The sequence below is a fragment of the Psychrobacter submarinus genome (assembly GCF_904846685.1).
In the GTDB taxonomy this organism is placed as follows: Bacteria; Pseudomonadota; Gammaproteobacteria; order Pseudomonadales; family Moraxellaceae; genus Psychrobacter; species Psychrobacter submarinus.
In genome coordinates this window covers 215,299-234,780 of record NZ_CAJHBQ010000003.1, presented here as the reverse complement: position 1 = coordinate 234,780, position 19,482 = coordinate 215,299, and the positions used below count along the sequence as shown (strand labels likewise).

The 19,482-nt window shown below is 45.4% G+C and carries 9 protein-coding genes; 5 read left to right on the top strand and 4 right to left on the bottom strand.

Annotated elements, in window-relative coordinates:
* Position 1: 1 nt before the first annotated feature.
* Positions 2-1,297 carry a lipocalin family protein gene (locus JMY03_RS10275; RefSeq protein WP_227675596.1) on the bottom strand — a complete coding sequence of 432 codons (1,296 nt, stop codon included), beginning with the start codon at positions 1,295-1,297 and terminating at the stop codon, positions 2-4.
* A 197-nt stretch (positions 1,298-1,494) separates the two neighbouring features.
* Complete coding sequence (locus JMY03_RS10270; protein WP_201603544.1) at positions 1,495-2,790, bottom strand: NUDIX domain-containing protein; 1,296 nt, start codon at positions 2,788-2,790, stop codon at positions 1,495-1,497.
* Positions 2,791-3,041: 251 nt separating this feature from the next.
* Here JMY03_RS10270 and hemP point away from each other — a divergent pair, with 251 nt between their 5' ends.
* Positions 3,042-3,206, top strand: coding sequence for a hemin uptake protein HemP (gene hemP, locus JMY03_RS10265; RefSeq protein WP_084212668.1), 165 nt, complete (start codon positions 3,042-3,044; stop codon positions 3,204-3,206).
* Positions 3,207-3,553: 347 nt separating this feature from the next.
* Here the strand turns inward: hemP and JMY03_RS10260 are convergent, their stop codons facing one another.
* Positions 3,554-8,539 (bottom strand): translocation/assembly module TamB domain-containing protein, encoded by a 4,986-nt coding sequence (locus JMY03_RS10260; RefSeq protein WP_201603542.1) that lies wholly within the window; start codon positions 8,537-8,539, stop codon positions 3,554-3,556.
* A gap of 123 nt (positions 8,540-8,662) precedes the next feature.
* Complete coding sequence (locus JMY03_RS10255; RefSeq protein WP_227675595.1) at positions 8,663-12,373, bottom strand: autotransporter assembly complex protein TamA; 3,711 nt, start codon at positions 12,371-12,373, stop codon at positions 8,663-8,665.
* Between the two features lie 463 nt (positions 12,374-12,836).
* Here JMY03_RS10255 and JMY03_RS10250 point away from each other — a divergent pair, with 463 nt between their 5' ends.
* The 4 genes from JMY03_RS10250 to JMY03_RS10235 all read left to right on the top strand — a co-directional run bounded on the left by JMY03_RS10250 (position 12,837) and on the right by JMY03_RS10235 (position 19,016).
* On the top strand, positions 12,837-14,162 hold the full coding sequence (locus JMY03_RS10250) for an MFS transporter (protein WP_201603541.1): 1,326 nt from the start codon (positions 12,837-12,839) through the stop codon (positions 14,160-14,162).
* Between the two features lie 215 nt (positions 14,163-14,377).
* Positions 14,378-15,022: a 2-polyprenyl-3-methyl-6-methoxy-1,4-benzoquinone monooxygenase gene (gene coq7 / locus JMY03_RS10245; RefSeq protein WP_025647063.1), complete on the top strand. Its 645-nt coding sequence runs from the start codon at positions 14,378-14,380 to the stop codon at positions 15,020-15,022.
* Between the two features lie 250 nt (positions 15,023-15,272).
* On the top strand, positions 15,273-16,286 hold the full coding sequence (locus JMY03_RS10240; RefSeq protein WP_201603540.1) for a tetratricopeptide repeat protein: 1,014 nt from the start codon (positions 15,273-15,275) through the stop codon (positions 16,284-16,286).
* Positions 16,287-16,541: 255 nt separating this feature from the next.
* On the top strand, positions 16,542-19,016 hold the full coding sequence (locus tag JMY03_RS10235; protein ID WP_227675594.1) for an esterase/lipase family protein: 2,475 nt from the start codon (positions 16,542-16,544) through the stop codon (positions 19,014-19,016).
* Positions 19,017-19,482 lie beyond the last annotated feature (466 nt).

Genomic DNA, 19,482 nt, shown 5'->3' with positions numbered 1-19,482 from the left:
ACTAAGGAATCAAGTTAACAGTCTGATTCGCATGAGGCGTTAAGGTAAACTCTTTAAGATTGTATCCTTGGTCCTGAGCGATCTGACGGTACTTTGCATAGGTTTGCTGAGTCACATTGGGCGAGCGTGCCAGCAACCACAGATAGTCTTTATCTGGCGTACCCACTAACGCTGTTTGATAGTCAGTATCACGCGCTAGTACCCAGTAATCAGCGCGCCCGATAGGCAACCAGCGAATCCAAGTAGGCAAAAAAGTTACTTTCAGTTTGCTGCCAGTAGCATCAGCGGGGTTAGCTAAGCCTTCAGCGACAATTTGCGAGCCGTCTTTATCCAGACATTTATTCGTCACAATAATGCCAGAGCCATCGGCTTTTTCAGTATAGTTAGCGGTTACATCGCTTGCACAGTTACGCTGAAAGTACATCGGCAGACGTCCTATCTCGTACCAAGTACCAGCGTATTTATCCAAGTCCACGCTATCCACTGTCGTAGGCTTAGTCGCTGACTTATGGATAAAGTTCTTGGGATCAATATTTATCTCTGTTGTTTGATCTTCAGTATTATTCATGTTCTTAGCAGCAGTTACTGTCTGCTCAGGAGTCGCAGCGTAAGCTGAAAACGCGGCTAGCGGAATAATAATAGCTAAAGCAATACCAGTATGCTTAAGAAGACTGGACATAAAAACTCTCTCCGAAACTTTAACAGTAGTATTGATAGCACTTTGATTCTGGTACAGCTGTTTATGAGCCAAATCTGGATTATCTAGCACTCCATCGACCTCTGGCTCACTATTAGTAGTATTGATGACTTCTTGTTTTAATATATCTTGCTTGTTTTGCAGCGCATCCTGTTGTTCTGTAGTGTTAGCACTACTTTTCTTATTATCAATCGACTGAGTATTGTTCTGCATATAGTGCAATAGCATCTCTTCTTCGTCAGATATTAGGGTACTTTTCATTAGGGCACTTTTAGCAACTGGTGTGGCTTTTTTATAGCCGCAGCTGACATCACCAGAGCGACTAGGAGCACTAGCCGATTCACTGAAGTGATAAGCTGGCAGGTCATCTTGCTCATAAGCATAGCTAGCGTCATTACTTGCAACCGAGCTATTCGCACTCGACTTCGATAAGTCTGATTTTGACAAATAGCTATCGTTTGCCGGTGTTTTGCTAGCGAGCGAATTATGATTATTTTTAACCTGATGACCATTCGCCTGCCTATCGTATGAGCGATCATACGGGTCGGACTTAGTGGAGGTATTGGCTTTCATAGGCATAGGGTTACCGTATTTATTCATTTATTGAGGTCTATTAATAAGACACTACTTTGATATTTGTGCCATCAATAATAAGGATGAGTAGTCAAAATAAGTAGTGAGGCTATGTATGAAAAAGCTACGGTTTGTAAAATACTCCAAAATTATTAACGCTATCAAATACATAGTAACCAGATAGTTGCCATTTATTAAATATAAGTAATGTTTTACCGGTAAGATTAGACTCCTTCTTGAAAACTGCGGATACCTGCAACGGTGTTTGCGCCATTTATAGTCGCCAAATCGCTCATCGCCGGTGATAAACCGCCCAAAGCAATGACCGGTACATCAGCGAGCGCAGCCAGTGCAGACCACTGCTGCCAGCCAAGCGGTGTCTGCTCCGGATGAGTTTGTGTGGCAAGTACAGGGGATAAAAAGATAGCAATAACTGGCGCTAATGAAAGCGTTAGGCGCAAATTAGCCAATTGATTGGCGGCAGCGATACTCTCAGCGTCATGACAACTAATAATCAGCCCGGTAGTGTTTTGATCACTAGTATTGAGTAGGTCTAAGTCAAAACGGCAACTTACCTCGGCAGTAGCGCGATTAGAGCTAGAATCATAGCGAAGATCGTCATTGCTATCTGCGCCGCTATCTAGATGACTAGACTGCTTTTGATACTGACTAAACCAAGCCATCAGCTCCGTTTGCGTCAAGTGATAGGCAGATATTGGTAAGTTGTCTTGGTTTAAAGTCGGTTGATTAGTACTCGCGCTTATATTGTCATTTTTCAAATCATCTAGATGATTAAAATCTATAGCTTTGCGTAAGCGGTAAGGGACGATAGCGCTAATATCGCTTCTAATCGCCAGTAATTGCGTAATAATTTCGGCCTCTTTATCAGTATTATTATTCGATTGAGCGAGCTTAAGACGTAAATAACTCCAGCCTTGATACGAGAGCTGCTGCTGATGATACTTCAGCCACCTTTGAGCTGGGTTAGTGGCTAAACTGTCACCTGAGTCTGGCGTCTCAAAGTGCGCTAATGGGTAAGTGATGGCCATACACTTGGGCAGCTTGAGCCAAGCCAAAATAGTTCGGTTGGCAGCGGGCAGCGGATAATGATTATTGAGTAATAGATCTTTATCGGCCCACGTCAGCATTTGCGCTTCTAGTCCATACTCTTGCTGCTTGTAATGCTGATACTGCTCAGCGCTAAGCTCAATTTTGTAAATATGCAAAGCGACCTGTTTATCGACATAGTCATGATGCAGCCGTCCAAGCTTGAGAATGACATTGCCAGCAATATCAAAGCCAGTCTCTTCTTTGACCTCGCGTATCAAAGCGGCAACTGGAGTTTCATTAATGTCTATTTTGCCGCCAACGAACTCATAACGGTCGCCTTGATGCTGCTCCCGCTTGCGGTAGCCAAGTAGATACTGCTGCTGATAATGAATAACAGCTACCGCGACATTGACGACTTTTGAGGATTTAGCTAGAGGTTGATTAGAAATAGGATTAGAGTTATTTGGCATGATAGCCCCTGATATTCAAAGATATTCAAAGATATTCAAAGATATTTAAAGTATTTACCGCTATTAAACGGCCGTTATCTTAAGACAGTTATTATTGAGGAGAAGCATCATCTATAACTGAATCAATTATCAAGCTAAAGATGATTTAATTCATAAAAGCACTTGCAAAAGCCATAAATGTTAATGATAATTATTATCGTTAAGTTAATTCATTTATTAACGCTCTATTTTACTATCAAAAGGAATTCATTATGAGTCTGGTCATCTCTCGCTATCTAAATAACCGTGACAATCGTCTACCTACCCTGCAGTCGCAGCACTTATTTGCTTTGACCAAAGAGGTGCGTATCGAGCATGAAGGGGAAGAATATCGTCTGCGCTTGACTCGAAATAATCGTTTGATTTTGACCAAGTAGCTTTTGGCCAAGTGGTTTTTAATCAAGCAGCTTTTTGCCAAGTAATTTTTAATCGAGTAGCTTTTAACTCACTAGTTACTGAGCTTATTGCGCTGTTTTAGCTCATATTCGTCCAAGTCAGTATTAGGGCGTGTCCCTAATTCAAGCGTTTATGACTAAACGGGCTAAAAATGGCTAAATCTTTGGCAAACGGTGTCAAATAGCTGGTCAATATCTTGATATTACCTGCGCTATTTTCCTTGTTTGCCTGCGATTTATCTCATTTTTATCACCATTTTTAAAATAGGGACACGCCCTAGCTTGAATCAATAAAAAACGCCTTTAAATAAAGGCGTTTTTTATGCGTATTAGAACTGCCAACTATAGACCACATCCGCCGCGTTTTCAGCAGCGGAGGTCGCCTCTAAATAGACACGGCGAGTCAACTGATACCGCACCGAGAGACTATTTTCAGCATTGAACACCCCTACCCCGTAACGAATATACAGATCAGGCGAGATATAACCGGTAACATTGACATTAGTGTCATCACTGTTGCCTGAAGCATCAACGGTTAAGCTTTGGAAACCAAAAGCTTGGCCGATCTGATTGGTGAGACTACGCGTGCCACTCAAGCCAAAGTTAAGACCGGCGGCGGCTAAGTTATTGGTCACTTGCGACTTAAAGCCCTGCTCACTGATTTGGCTGGGGCTGCCGTCATTAATACGTCCTGTCACCAAAGCATTCATTGCTTGTTGCTGCGTCAGTCCGGCATTATTAAAGACGATAATATTTGGATTTTCAGTATTGCCCTTGATGCGGACGCCAACGATATTATCATCGATGATTTTGACCGCTTCGATGCTAAGATCAGGCTTCATGACATCGCCGTTAAAGCGTATTTGTCCGTAATTCAGCTCTAAGCTTTGGCCAAAAGCATCGATACTAGTACGCTTCGAGACTTGTACGACACCTTTAGCGCGCATGACGCCACTGCCATTTTGCGTAATATTAATGGCGCCTGCCAGTGGAATAACCGCACCAAAACCGCGGAAATTGATATCGTCGCCCAGATCGACACCGATATCGGCGTTGATCGACCAAGGCTTAGACACCGCCAGTACTTCATCAATATTACCGATTAGACGCCTATCGAGCACCACTGCATCTTCGGTCTGGGTGATGATATCTTCGCTGGCCTCAGGAGGACGGATCGTCGCAGTAGGTATACTGACAGCGCCTTCAATATTGACGTATTTGTCATTTGGACGCACGATGATATCGATGTCTGGATTGACCTCTGCTGAGAGTAGCGGCGGCTGAGTCAGCACTAGACGCTCACCGACGATACTGAGTTTGGCCTGTAGCTCTTGCTGCCAGTTTACCGTACCGGTAAGCTCACCGGTACCCGTACCACTATTGAAGCTACCGTCTATCACCGCCTCTGTACCGCGGATTTTGGCAGTGGTGTTGACATTAGTAAGATTCACCGGTAACCCAAGCATAGCGATCCGACCATCAGCGAGTTTGACATCGCCGTAGAACTGCGGCTTGGTTAGAGTACCGCCAAGGCCACCTGCCATGGTGATATTCCCTTCAAGCACACGCATACCCGGGAAGAAAGGTTTAAGTATCGCTAAATTTAGCTCATTTAATACCAAAGCGCCGGAGATAGGTTTAGGATCTTTATACGGATCCACAATGACTTCGGCATAGCCACGGGCACCGCGACCAGTGTTGATATCTGTACGCAGCTTGACACCTTCAGGGACCGATAACGCAATCAGCGAGACGCGCTTATAAGGTAAGCTCACTGGAGCCAAATCACCATCTTGAATCAGACCGATTTTGCCGTTGTCCGAATATAAAGTGGTGTTAATAGTAGGAGCACGGCCCTGTTGCCAACCAACGACAGCTTTGCCATTGATCTTCGCCTGCCAATCGATATCTTTAGGCAAAAATACTGAAAATAGGGAGGTATCAAGATTTTGTATCGCTAAATTGACTTGACCGGCGTCGGCTGAGGCGATTAGGTTCTCTCGTAAGCACAGCTTGCCACTTTGATCAGCGGCCTGCCAGCAATGTGCTGCCAGCTGTACTTTTAGCGGATTGCTCTCACCTTGAGGCAAGTTTAAGATAAGCTGCGCCGGTTGTAGCTGGTTGAGCGTGGCATATTTAGATTTGACGCTACCATTTCCTATTGCGCCGCGCCATATCAACTCGTCGCGATTGAAGCCGCCTTTTAAGCGCGCTAAGACGTTAAGCTCATCATTGGCTACATCAAGATTGACCACGTGTGCCTGCTCAGTACCATTGAAGGTCGCTTTGACCTTTTGAAAGCTTTGACCAGCGGCATCTAAGCCTTCAGCACTGACTATCAGCTGACTTGGACTATTTGCGAGATTCACTAACTTGCCGCGCACGCGCCCTTGACGTAAAACAAACCCTGGCAAGGCAATGCGCTCACCCACTAAGTCCACATAAATCGTTGGCAAGGCTTGGCCTGCGGGCTGCGATAGAGTGGCCCCGCCGCTGACCTTACCGGCGAGCTGGTCAGATAACTGATCTAGGCTTGTGATATTGATTTTGGCTTGTAGCTGTTTAGCATTACCGTTAGCAGTTAAGTAGTTATCGCCCCACCGTAGCACTAAATCATTGGCATCAAGGCTATCAATTAAAGCGTTCACTTGCTTGTACTGCGTTTCGCTATCCTGAGCTTGCAGGCGTTCAAAATAGCTGCCTAAGTCCTTGGGTAAGCTAAGCTTAGCAGACAAACTACCTTTGGCACTTAGTGGTTGACCCTTGAGCATGCCGCGCAGATTAATCTGCTGTAAGTTGATAACCTGCTGGGTTTCGCCCCAGCGTCCATCAGTTTTTATACTGCCGGTGATGGTACTTGGCGTGTCTTTTAAAAAGTACCCTAAGTTGAAGCGATCCATAGTGGCGTTGATGTCCCAAGCAATGCCTTGGCGTACGTCCACGCTACCTTTAGCATCGATACTGCCGGCCGCGCCTACATGACGAAAGCGCTTAATACGAATCAGCTGCGCATCGCCACTGGCATCAATCGTCAGCTTGCCTGCTGGCAGCTGCTCAGCATCTAAAACGCCATCAAAATTGACAGCAAAGCGTTGCAGCTTACCTTGGCTATTAGCCGCTGTACTCGCGGGCTGTTGCCACTCACCACTAGTAACCAAATCTCCGGTCAAAATAGCCGGATTATTAGGAAGAAAGTAACCAACATCGAAGTTATCAAAACGTCCTGTGACGCTCCAGCCAATATTATCACGCAGATCGATGACGCCTTTTGCGTTCACTGCGCCAGCTTCACCACTGTAATCCAGTTTGCGAACGCTGATAAGCTTTGGTGTGCCTGCTGCGCTTATCGATAACAGACCATCGGGTACATCTTGAGTATCAACGCGGCCATCGAAGCGTACGTCAAACACTGACAGCTCACCGCCGATAAGATCTATCTCAGCGTCGCCATTACCAGTAACGCCGATAGCGCGCTGGTCTTGACTAGCGTCTAGCTTTGCTTGCAGGTCGGTACTCGTAATATTGACAATATGCCGCTGACCTTTGTCGCCGTTTTTGCGGATATTTAGCAGGCGGCCGCGCGCGCTCAGGTTACCTGTTAAACGCTCAAGCGGCAGATCACTACGATATTGCTTCGGCAACAAGCCGTTAGTACGCGCATCTACCTGCCAAGTCAGCGGGCGCTGATTGGTGGCGAGTTGTATTTGCCCGGTGCCAGATAAGTCGCCAACGATGCCCTGATAGTTGAGACGATTGATATCGATGACATTAGCATTTTTGCGAATGCGAACGTCATAATTACCTTTAGGCGCTGCATTTAATTCATTGATGACAGCATTGGCATCGACAGATAAGTTTGAGCCGCGCACGATGACATCAGCGCGGCCGCTTGGGCTATCGATATTGCCAATACTTGGCACATCACGGCGGGTCAAGTTCTGCCACCTAGCATCGATATACATAGGCGCTGGCTGCTTAGATTTGGCAGATAGCTTACCGCGGACAATATTAGCGTTGATATGCTCGCCATCACGCTGACGCAAATCGGCATCAACTTGCAGATTATTGCTGAGGTTTTTTTGTTGATAATGTAGCGATAGTCGACCATTAAGCGTCTGCGGCGCATAAGCCTTAAAGTCGCTATACTCATCTGGAATCGCTTGACGGATATCAAAGCCATTGCCAACAGCGCGAATTTTGGCATCGAAGCTCTCGCTCCAGTCCAATATCCCCTGCAAGGTTAGCCGTCCTGCGGGCACATCAGCATCTAAGCGATCGATACGCAGCTGACTATTGGCAATCACCGCGCGTCCTTTATAACGGCCTGAAGGTATGTCTTTGGCGGTCAGCTCCGTATTGATGCGCAGTTTAATATCCGAAACCACGCCAGAAGCAGTCGCCATACCGCTTTTTAGATGGATATTTTGCGCATCAGCATACGGTATCAGTACATCATCCCAGCGCAGTTTCGCTTCAAACGGTGAGCCTTCATCTAGCCCTTGTGCGACAAACTCGCCGCTGACATCACTATCATTGTAGCGGCTGCGCACTTTACCTATCGTACGTTTTAGAGTACCAGTTGCTTTGACATTGAGCGGATCTATATAAGCTTTTTCAAGGGCGCTGACTTCAACAATAGCGCTTAGATCTAAGGGGTAGTCGCCTTGTAGGTCGATCTCACCTTGTAGCGCACTGACTTTTACAATATCACTATAAAAGAGCTTACCACTGCCGACGGTGACCTGACTGCCGACCCAAGTCAAATCCCTTGCCGCTATATCGTTAACGATGACCGGCTCTTTAGTCACTTGCTTATAGACGATAGTTTTGATTTTGGCTTGGTCGAAACGCAGATTGACTGGTAGCTCAAGCGTCTTATAATCGAACGGCTCACCGGTTGGCGGCTTAGTATTAATAATCTCAATACGCTGGATATCGGCATCACGTAAGTGTACTTCTTTAGCAAATACAGCGCGCCAGCCTATTTTGACGTAAGCCTGGTCTACTTTAATCTCAAGATCTTCGGTAGCCTTAAGATCGATATCAGTGACCATAATACCGTCACGCAGGTTACCACTGCCATATTTGAGCTTGACGCCCGTTTCGCTACCGACTTTTTCTAATAAAAACTTAGTGCCTGCATCCGTACCTGCTGCATAAAAAAACACCGCGAACATCACAACTAAGACAATAGCAATCAATGCTAGCAGCTTTAGCAAAAAAGATAGCGGATACCACCGACGCACCGCGTGGGCATCTCGTTGCGCAGGATCTTTAGACGACGGGTCGTTAGGTGGGGTTTTATTATTCAACATGACACTCAATCAAGTAAAAAAATTATTAGCTCTTCGCCTGCGAGCCTTGCTTGGGTTTTCGTTTGGCTTAGTTATAAGTTCTTATTATAAGTTCTTAGTTAAAAGACTTAATTATGCATCCGCTTATAACGGCGAGCCGATAAAGAAATGCAAACGCACCGGAATACTATCCTCTGTCACCCCAGCTGCCACATCGACTCGCACCACACCAACAGGCGACGCCCAGCGAATACCAACGCCGACCCCTACTTTAGTATCAGTTTTGAAGTCTTTATCATAAGCATTACCCACATCGGTGAATAATGCCCCGCGGAAACCCGGTCTAAATTCATAGTTATATTCAGCACTACCGACGGCGAGAATCTGTCCACCAGTCAGATAACCGTTTTCTAACGGTGATAAGCTCTCATAATCATACCCGCGAATACTCTGATCACCGCCGGCGAAGAAGCGTAGCTTATAAGGCACTTCATAAAAGTCATCCGCCCAAATATACCCGGTATTGAAGCCGCCTAGCACTTGGTGCTTATCATCCTCACCAAAGCTATAAATACCGCTGACACCGGCGCGCACAATCGCCAGATCAGTATCGCTAAGTACGCTCTCAGCGCCGGCTTCGATACCATAATACTGACGATAGCCGCTGGTAGGATTGATAGCATTGTTGACGTCGGTTTTATTAATACCGTAACCAAACAACAAAGCTTGCTGCGTAGGTCTTGAAGAGGTGAAACGTACCGGTAGATCTTCTAACTTTGTATCGTCAACCCCAGTTTCGAGCTCATCTAACCGATAACGTACCGAATATCTCCTATTCCAGCCGCTCTCTTTACGAATATTTCTAGCCAAAGCTGCCTTTACAGTATTAGTCGATAGATCAAAGTTCCCTTCACCTTGATCGATGACTTCCTCTTCATAAGTCAGACGCGCCTCTAATTTATCATTGAGCGGGTGCTTCCAAGGGCGACTACCATAGACAGTCACGTTTTTACTGATGCGTGAGGCTTCTACTTCCGCGCCGGCTTGGTAGCCCTGACGATTAACCAAATTATAGTCAATCTTTGCAGTAGCACGGATATCGGTATCAGTACCATAACCCAGACCAACCTGAGCATCGCGCGGCTTATCTGCGGAGACGAAGACGTACAAAGGCACTTTTTTACTTTCAAAAACCTCTTCAGGAGTAATACGATTGGCTAAAGTTGGCGGTACAAAATCCTCATCGATTATGGACTCCTCTTCAGGGAATATCTTCTCGGCAATATTACTGATTGAATCGCTGATTTTTCCTAAGAAGTTCTCAGCTTCTTCGTCTTTTTCATCCAATACCCGATCATTAGGTAGGCTACTTAAACGATTGGCTTTGGCTTTGATTTCTTGTAATTTATTTTGCGTTTGTTCATCGACTTGGAACTCAATAGGAGCGATATCAGCGGCATCAACGGTAGCGCCACTGTTCGCCTCAAGGCTTTCAGCAACGACCTCAGAAACGACCTCTGAATCATCCTCATCACTGCTAAGATTGTCACGGCTCTCGCCAATGAGATCAGTATCGCCAGCGCCTACGTTTGCCCCTTCTTTAACATCACTGTCTAAATCGCCATCTTCTACATTATCTGACTGATTAGCAGTATTATCAAAAGCTAGCGTACTGCCAGCACTCAGCTCATCGGGTGGCAATAAGCTCTCAACGTTGACCATATTGAAGTAGCGCGTTGCCGCTAGATCATTACTTAACTTGGTCACATCGGGACGATAAAAAGGATCACCAGCTTCAAAGTGTAGCAACTGACGCAGTAAAGGCAGCTCTACGGGTAGCTTATCAGGGTCGCGCGTGAGGGTACCTGTCGCCTCATCGTACGTAAAAAACACCACGTCATCGAAGTCATAACGAACCCCAGTATCATAAACGAGTGATATATCGGCTTTATTATCTGGCAAGATAATGTCGACCGATTTATTCAGCCAATTCTCATCAAAATAGCCATAAGTGCGGCTTAGAGCCTCAAGAGCAGCCTTACTATTTTTATAAACTCTATGGTTAAAGACATCGCCCTCTGCTGGCAGCGCTGTCTCTTCTAGCGTTTTGAACTCGGCTTGCTCGGCGCCCTCACCGCGGACATCGACGATACGGCTATCGACAGTTACCGGTTCACCCAGCTTTTCGATGATCACATCGATACTGTTGGCATCCGGCTGACGTAGTTTGAGAGTAATATCATAATAGCCTACAGCTTTTGCCGCATCTAAAGCGGTCTCTTGCAGGCGTGGCAGGGCTGCGGTGAAGTCAGTGACCGACTGAACGGTAGTATCATCGATAGCAGCTTTGATATTATTAATCGGCTGAATATCTTCATCAGCCTTGATCAGTCTTGGCGTACCCTGAGCCGCATCATTGGTAGCATTGTTAGGGCTTCTATCTGCGTCTTGCTGCAGATAAACCGTGGTCTCAACACGCGGCAACGCTGCTACGCCGCCGTTAAATAGGCGATTATACAAACGTTTGACAATACCGCCTTCATTGCGAGCTAATGGTTTAGAATTATTCGCTTGAGTCACGCCTTCTGCGACGGCGTCAGCATTGTCCTGTGCTTGATAGTCTGGCAGATAGTCATCAGGATTAAGATCGCCGCTTTGATCACTATTTTGATCATCAGCCACCTCGCCATCGCTGGCCTCGATTTGTGCTTCAGCGATAGTATCATCAGCACCTGTCACTGAACGATTGTCTTGCTGCGCTAATATCTGCTCAGGATTGTTTTGCTCAGTGATGTCAGCACCGTCATCGACTCGGCCACTACTGACAGAGTCGCTCACCTCAATAGGACGCGCCATTATCTCTGCTGTTTGTGCCTGCTCTTCTGGAGTTTGTGCGCGGTTTAAAGTCTCAAGATTGTTGGGCGTAGGCAAAGTCGCAGAGTCGATTTTTGGATCTAATCCTAAAGGTAATTGCTGACTATCAAGTCGGGCAATAGGCGCATTAAAGCCTTCGTCATTAAAACTATCGAATTGACTGTCTATCTTGTTACTGTCAAAGCTGTTTAGATTACTATCGAAGCTGTTTAGATCGCTACTAAACCCTGCATCAAAAACATCATCTAAACCGTCGGTGTTGCCATTACTCGTACTCTCCATAAAAGAGTCATTCTCAGCGTCCAAAGCCGCAAGTTCCCGATCAATCTGTTCGGGAGTCATCATCTGATACCCTTGCTGCTGTATCGCCGTTGCCTGTCGTTGCAGCTCGGCATCGCTATCAAAATCATTGTTACTGACTGGCGATACATCCGCTTCATTACTATTATTGTTTTCAGCGTCCGTGCCAGTATTTATCTCACTAGTGTTCATATCGCCATCTTGGCTGACTTCTTCACTGAACTCATCGAGTACGGATTTATCGACTTCTCCCTGCTCAAAATCTCTTCTTAGGCGCAAAGCCTCTAAAGCCGCATCAAGCTCCGCTTCTGAGTCAAAATCAATAAGGCTATCGTCTGAACCATCCTGCGCTACATTGGTTTGTGAAGTGCTCTGAGAGTTGTTTTGGACTTCTACTTGCGGGTTAGACGCTGTAGGGCTTTGCGCCACCTCTGCGCGAGGGTCGGTCTCAGCGGCACTGGCAGAGGCCATCCCAACACCAACCAAAACACTAGCGACAGCGCTAAATAAAGCGGTTCGGGCAAAATGGTGACGTACGCCAATGCTTGTGTGCTGAGCATGCGCGCCGATTAGCGCCAACCGATTAGAGGGAGATGACGGGGCCGTGCTAGATACACAAGGTTCCGACACGAGTATCGAAGCGGTCATTGAAGCGTGATGCAATGAGGGGTTACTTCTCATGACTAATACTATCCTATCATCTGATATGGCCACTTAAGCCTAGCGTAACGGTTCACAAACGCTTTAAAAAGACTGTTTATAGCCTTGTAAAGCGGACCTATTGATATAGCGAAAACGATGCACACTTAACGATGTAGAGGCTGATAATTATCAAAATATCACTGCTGCATCAGGGCTTATAAAATTTACAAATCATAACTGAGCTCACGAACATATCATAGCATTTAATACATGTATTTGCCCCACAGCCTTGCTATTATACGAGGTTAGAATCATAAAACCTATCATATATTTTAATAAGTTATTGATACTATTTATAATTACCATATTAGCAACAGCATAACCGCTATCCCTCGTATGGTAGCCTCTGGTCACGTCTGATAGCGTCATTATCCGACTACCCGTTTTTATCTTGATCTGTGGTTATTTAAACAATTAAAAGTACTCGCTCATAGGAAGCCTCATGGCAAATCAGTTTCAGTTATTCAAGCGGCGGCGTTTTAGTGCCATGTTTTTTACCCAGTTTTTGGGCGCTTTCAATGACAATATTTTTAAGCAGGCACTGATATTAGTGCTGACTTATACGGCCGCAAGCCAGCTCGGTGCTGAGGTTAGCATTCTTAACAACTTAGCCGCGATGCTCTTTATTTTGCCATACTTTTTATTCTCAGCGCTCGCCGGACAAATCGCCGATAAGTTTGAAAAATCCAAACTCACGCGTTTGGTAAAAATACTTGAGATCGTCATTATGACAGTGGCCGCTATTGGCTTTGTGTTTGAGTGGTATGTGCTACTGTTTGTGGCGTTATTTTTGATGGGTACCCATTCTACCTTTTTTGGTCCTATTAAATATGCTTATCTACCCCAAGCAATGCGAGAAGATGAGCTGGTTGGCGCTAATGGCTTATTTCAGATGGGTACGTCTTTGGCAATCTTGCTGGGGATGATTATCGCAGGAGTATTAACGCAGCTACCGCAGTCGCTATACTGGATCAGCGCGACTGTGCTTTTGGTCTCATCTCTAGGTTATCTAGCTGCGCGCGGTATTCCGCACATGCCAGCCATGCAGCCGAAGCTAAATATCAACTGGAATATCTTCACCACTAGCCTATCAACGGTTCGCTACTTGTATTCGCTGCCCTTTTTATTTTTTATTATTTTAGGCAATAGCTGGTTTTGGTTTTATGGCGCGACTTTTTTGACACAGACGCCAGAATTTAGCAAAGTTATCTTACAAGGTGATGAGTCAGTCGTGATATTTTTACTGACTTTGTTTTCTGTAGGGGTCTCTATCGGCTCACTGCTGTGCAAGAGACTGACCAAAAACGAGGTTAGTTTGCGTCTACTGCCCTTTGGCATTGCCGGTTTGAGCATTTTTGCAATTGATCTTTATTTTTCTTTATCAGGGCTGAACATACAGCCTGCTGGGGATACTCTATTAACAATTGGCGACTTATTTGGAGTACCGGGAACTTGGCGTGTTTTTGCAGACTTATTCTTCTTAGGGTTTAGCGGCGGTCTGTATATTGTACCGCTTTACGCCTCAATGCAAGCTTATGCGCCAAAGAGTCATCGCGCGCGTATAGTCGGCGCTAATAACATTTTTAATGCCATATTTATGGTCGGTTCTGCTATTTTTGCTATTGTAGTATTGAATAGCTTGCAGCTGACACTACCGCAGTTATTTTTGGTCACCGGCATATTAAATATTGGCTATGGCACCTTTTTGTACTTAAAGCTCAAAAAGCATCAACAGCAAGCTGTCATACAAAACCATGATGAAGGTTAAATGCTTTAGTATAGTTAGCTGAATGTAAAACTTTTACGGATTTAAACGCGCTACTGGTATAAATTTTACTTGCGTGCTGCGTTCCCAGAGGCTGCGCAAAATTCATCCCAGTAGCGCTATGACATTTTTAGAGTGTATCGACTATATTAATTAATAGTATCAATCGATAATCAGTAAGATGAATGTAGAAAACCGTACTTTATTAGGAGTTGTTTATGACAGCGCGTCCTCTTTCAAAGATTGACCATTTATTATTGAGCGTTGATAAAGCGCTACGAGCGGTAGTGCCGCACTCAAACCCAAGCTCTCGGCCCTTACCTGTGAGTAGCGATGAGATTCCTGAGCTGAGCATCACCGAATCTCGCCATGTCGCAGGCCTTATGCGTATCAACCATACCGGTGAGGTCTGCGCGCAAGGCCTCTATCATGGTCAAGCCTTTACCGCAAAAGACGAGACCGTCAAGCAAGCCATGCACCAATCTGCTACTGAAGAGGTCGATCATCTCGTTTGGTGCGAGACTCGCCTTGATGAGCTTGGTAGCCACCCAAGTGTCTTTACGCCGCTATGGTACGGCATGTCCTTTGGTTTGGGCGCGGTGGCCGGAGCTATCTCTAACGAGTTCAGTCTAGGGTTTGTCGCTGAGACAGAAGCGCAAGTCAGTGAGCATCTACAAGATCATATCGCCCAACTACCTGCGCAAGATCAGCGTACTCGTGAGATACTAGCGCAAATGGATATCGAAGAGCTGCATCATCGTCAACTTGCCCTTGATAATGGCGGTGCGGCGCTAGCACCACCGATACGCCGCAGTATGCGTTTTATGGCGAATTGTATGAAAAGTGCTGCTTATCATATATAAGTAAAGCAGTCATAGCTTGGCGCTGCAAACGATGGCAGAGGATTTACGGATAACGTCTGCCAGATAATGTTTAGTATTATTATTAACAATCCTACCGTTGCGAGTGCTGATACTAATTGCTAGGGTATGAAAAAATAAACTGCTTTGATAGCTTTGACTGCATTGACCTAAACACTTATTCATATAAGCAAAACTAAGATCAGTGAAAACCTCACTTTTCCCTTGAGACTACTAAAAGGCAACCGTTTTTATGAAACACAATATAACTCACAAATTTGCAACTCTGACTGCTCTAGCAGCGGCTTGTACTATGCTGTTGACCACCCCAGCCCTTGCAGCACCTGATAGCGTCACCGCAAGCGTGCCTAGCGCTAAGGATTCAAGTCGGCGTATCATTCGCCGTGCCCAGCCAGCCAACACTCAATCTGGCGCGCAGCCTATTCCGGTGCAGTCAAATGTAGCGACTCCAGCAGCCGCAGCCACTAATAGCGTAGCAAATGAGTCGGAGCGTGCTACTCGCGTGTATCAGCGTGGCCCTATCACTAGTACGGGCATCGATATTAGCCAAGGTCAGCTTCGCAATATCCCAGCGCCGCAAGCGACTATCTCTGATATCAGCTTTATCTCAACCGTACTTATCCCTACCAAGCGCGGTGTAGGCGCAGATAGGCTCGACGTTAGCTTACTTGATCATTTTATCGAAGACGTCTCGCCCAATGCGCGCCACTATCCACCAAACTTCCCCAACCGCTCACAGCGCTACTACACGCGCGAGAAGATTAAAGTATTAGCAGATTGGATTGAGCCTTTTGCCAGTGCGCCAGACGCCTCTTATGAGGTCTTAATTCGCGCCGCTAAGCTCAATGGTATGGGCCGCAACTTAGATTTGGGCTCAGATTATGCCGTACGCGGTGGTCAATATATAGATCGCGCAATCAAAGCTCAGCCTGACAGCGCTGAGGCCAACTTTTTATATGGCATGATGCTCTCAGAAGGCGGCGGTTTTAAGGAAGGTCAAAAGTATCTTGACCGAGCGGTTGGCCTAGGCTATACCGAAGCAGAACAAAGCTTGGCTCAATCTGATCTGTTAAGCGATCGCCGCAGTGAAGCACTCTCGCGCCTGCGTCGTCTCGAGCAAAAAGTACCAGATAATAAAGTAATACGTCAACAAATCAAACTCATTGAAGACGGGAAATACTATATCTGGGATCTACCCGCTCCTGATATCAATGTCAGCCCGAATAGTATCAACCAGACCAGTTAATCGGCAGTTAAAGATAGCATTATCTAAAACAGCGGTCGTTTAAGATAATATTAGTCGCTGAGGCTGACTTTAGTTATCAAGCCAGTCGATTATAGCGCCGCTTTAACAGCGCGCCTTCTTTACAGTGATTGAGTAGTGACTCACTATCATCTATAAAGCAGGCGCGCTTTTTTTGTTTTAGCGCTATACTGTTTGAGGTTTTATCTTATCGAATCTGTCTTTATTCTATATTGAGATTATCTACTGAGACTCGCTATGACTGTTGCAAGTAACGCTGTAAACGCTATAACATCTGCTCACAAACAAGCGCTTTTGGCTATAACTATTATTACCTCTACACTACTTGTCAGCGCTTGTAGTACGGTATCTGTAAGCCAGCAAAGCAAGTCCAAAGTCATTAGTAGCCAACGCGGTAATATCGTCTCAGACAATAAACTCAGTAGTAATACTGCGTCAACCCTGCTCTCGGCTGGTCTCAATGAAACGGCCTGTTTGCAGCACTTTGATCTGTGCTTAGGGCAGCTCTCTGATAGTCTCCTCGATGATAATTATCGTTCGTCGCTTGCTGTCTTCGCTGAGCTGCATTACGCCAAAGCAAGGCAATTAGCCGAATCTTCAGACTGCCTCGCTGCGCTATCTCGGCCACCGATTGACCCCTACTTTGCCAACGCCCCACTCGATGAGGAGCAAGCAAAAAGTAAAGAACAAAGAACATCCGCTTGTCTTATGAATTATCAACAGCGGCTGTTTGATGCCGTCAAATCAAGCTACGCGTATCTATTTTATGACAGATTAGAACACGACTTTGAGAACGCTACTCAAAAACAAAAAAGCGCACCTTTACAAAACCGCATTCCAAACGATGTCGATATTCAAACTCAAGATATCTACAATGCCGCGAGCAATGACATCATAACTAAGCTGTATCAATCTAAAGCCCGCACTAAGAAGATGTTTGGCAACACTCATATTGAGTACTTACCAACAACAGCTACCGACGATTCAGCCCAAACCGCTATTTCTAATAAAGTTGCGATGGGCGGCCGTGCCACAGACCAAGTCAAGGTCATGACGGTGCAAGTTGGGGACTATGGTCTCAATGTCCATCTACCCAATGAAGACCAGTATCTACAAAACGCTCGTGAGCAAACTTCTGCTTTGACAGATCTGACCTCTACTTATGAGCTGCGTCTTGCGGGACTAAACTCGATAAGTAAGCGGCCAGGTTTAGGTATTAGCTTCGTGGCGTCTCTCAATGACCGTTACACGACCACTATTAGCCAGCTGCTCGTCTCCTCTTTGTCAGGTAGATTGGCTCAAGACAATAGCACCGATAACGACGAAAGCATAAGCAATGAGGACCCGAGTAGCCGAATCTACCCTAGCGGCCATTTGCTGATGACCGGTTTGATTAAACCTGTAGGAGATAGCGTATTAGATGTACTCAGTAGCGAGCAGCTCGATATTCATCTATATAACCCTTACCGCAGTGAGAGCACTACTATCTTAGGCGAAGACTATCCGCTGGCAGCGAATTTTTCGGCAGGTTATGGTATGTGGCTTGCAGAGAATCAACTAGACGGCGTCGGCTACTTAAACCTAATCACTCGTCAACAAAAAACCAATCTGCCCAAATTGTTTATGCTTGAGCCTTATGACCCTAACAAGCGGGTATTGATTATGCTGCACGGGTTAGCCTCGAGTCCTGCCACTTGGGTCAATTTAACCAATGATATTTTGAACGATGCTCTGCTGCGTGATAACTACCAAGTTTGGCAGATATTTTATCCAACCAACTTGCCTATTATAGAAAACCGCTACCAAATACAGCGTCTAATCAATAGCACTTATGAGCAAACCGATCCTAAAGGACAAAATCGCGCGAGCAAAAACAGTGTGATTGTCAGTCATAGTATGGGCGCGCTTATCGCTCGCATGATGCTCTCAGACGACAACTTGGTCGATGACTTAGATCGACTCGATGATCAAAACCAGCTCACATTTAGCGAAAAAAACAAAATACGTGAGGCGCTCAAACAGTCCTTTGGTGAAGAGCAGTTAAAAGAGCGCTTTGAGCTGCATGCTTTGCCGCAAGTTGACACTGCTGTATTTTTGTCTGCGCCCTTTCGCGGTACCGACTACGCGGATCGCTGGTTTACTCGCGCGCTGCGCCGTATTGTCTATTTGCCCGTCGGACTTGTCAAAACGGTCACTGAAAACTTAGCTACGATCGCAACCCAAGGTGATTTGGCACAGAATCCTTTAGGCGCGCTATATTTGCAAAATGGTGCCAGTCAGCTCAGTGATCAATCCTCTTTTATTCAGTTAACCAAAGACATCAAAATCAATGATCGCGTCACTTACCATTCCATTATAGCCAGCAATGACTCCGACATTACTCAAGGGCTTGCACAAGCGCAGCCCGATGGCGTCAAAATCGATCTATCACAGCCGCAACCTAAAGAGACAGTAAAAGGTGAAGATGACGTTGTTGATAACGATGTTAATGATGCAGTAGAGTCTCTACCACTTGTTGCTGCGGTCCGTGTTGATGGCGATATTAGTCAAGCATTAACCAAAACCTTATCAGATGGCATTGTGCCTTATACTAGCGCTCACCTTGAAGGTGCGGCTTCTGAGACCATTATCAATGGTGGACATAGTATTCAGACCAGTCCGCAAACTATCTTGACCCTGCGCCGAATTCTGCATGCTCAACTCGAGCAATAAGCTTAGGCGATTAAAAAAGCATTGCGTTTAAGTGTATTTTAATATACGTTACTATAATATATATTAAATAATATTAAAAGTTATAAGAGGGTTATCGGCGTAAAATGAGTCACTATAGCTTCAAATAATAGAAGTTTATACACTCAAAAAGGCATTTTAAGCTTATTTATGTGTGATTTTTTCAATACCTATTGTAGGTTATAAGTGACTGATAGATGTATAACCTGCAACTTGCAGCAACTAGGGTACAAGCGCATAATAAGTGAATACAAACTTTTAATATAACTTTGATTAACAATAACTTATTAATTTATAAGGATATAAATTATTAATTTAAGTTAAGCCGTTATGGTCACCTCATTAGTCCATCCGTTTAGCTTATTCATACTCACAGCCAAATCTTAGCTATTGACCGTACTACTTGTATTTAAGCTGCGGTTAGTAACTTGGGCGTATCACGGAAGCT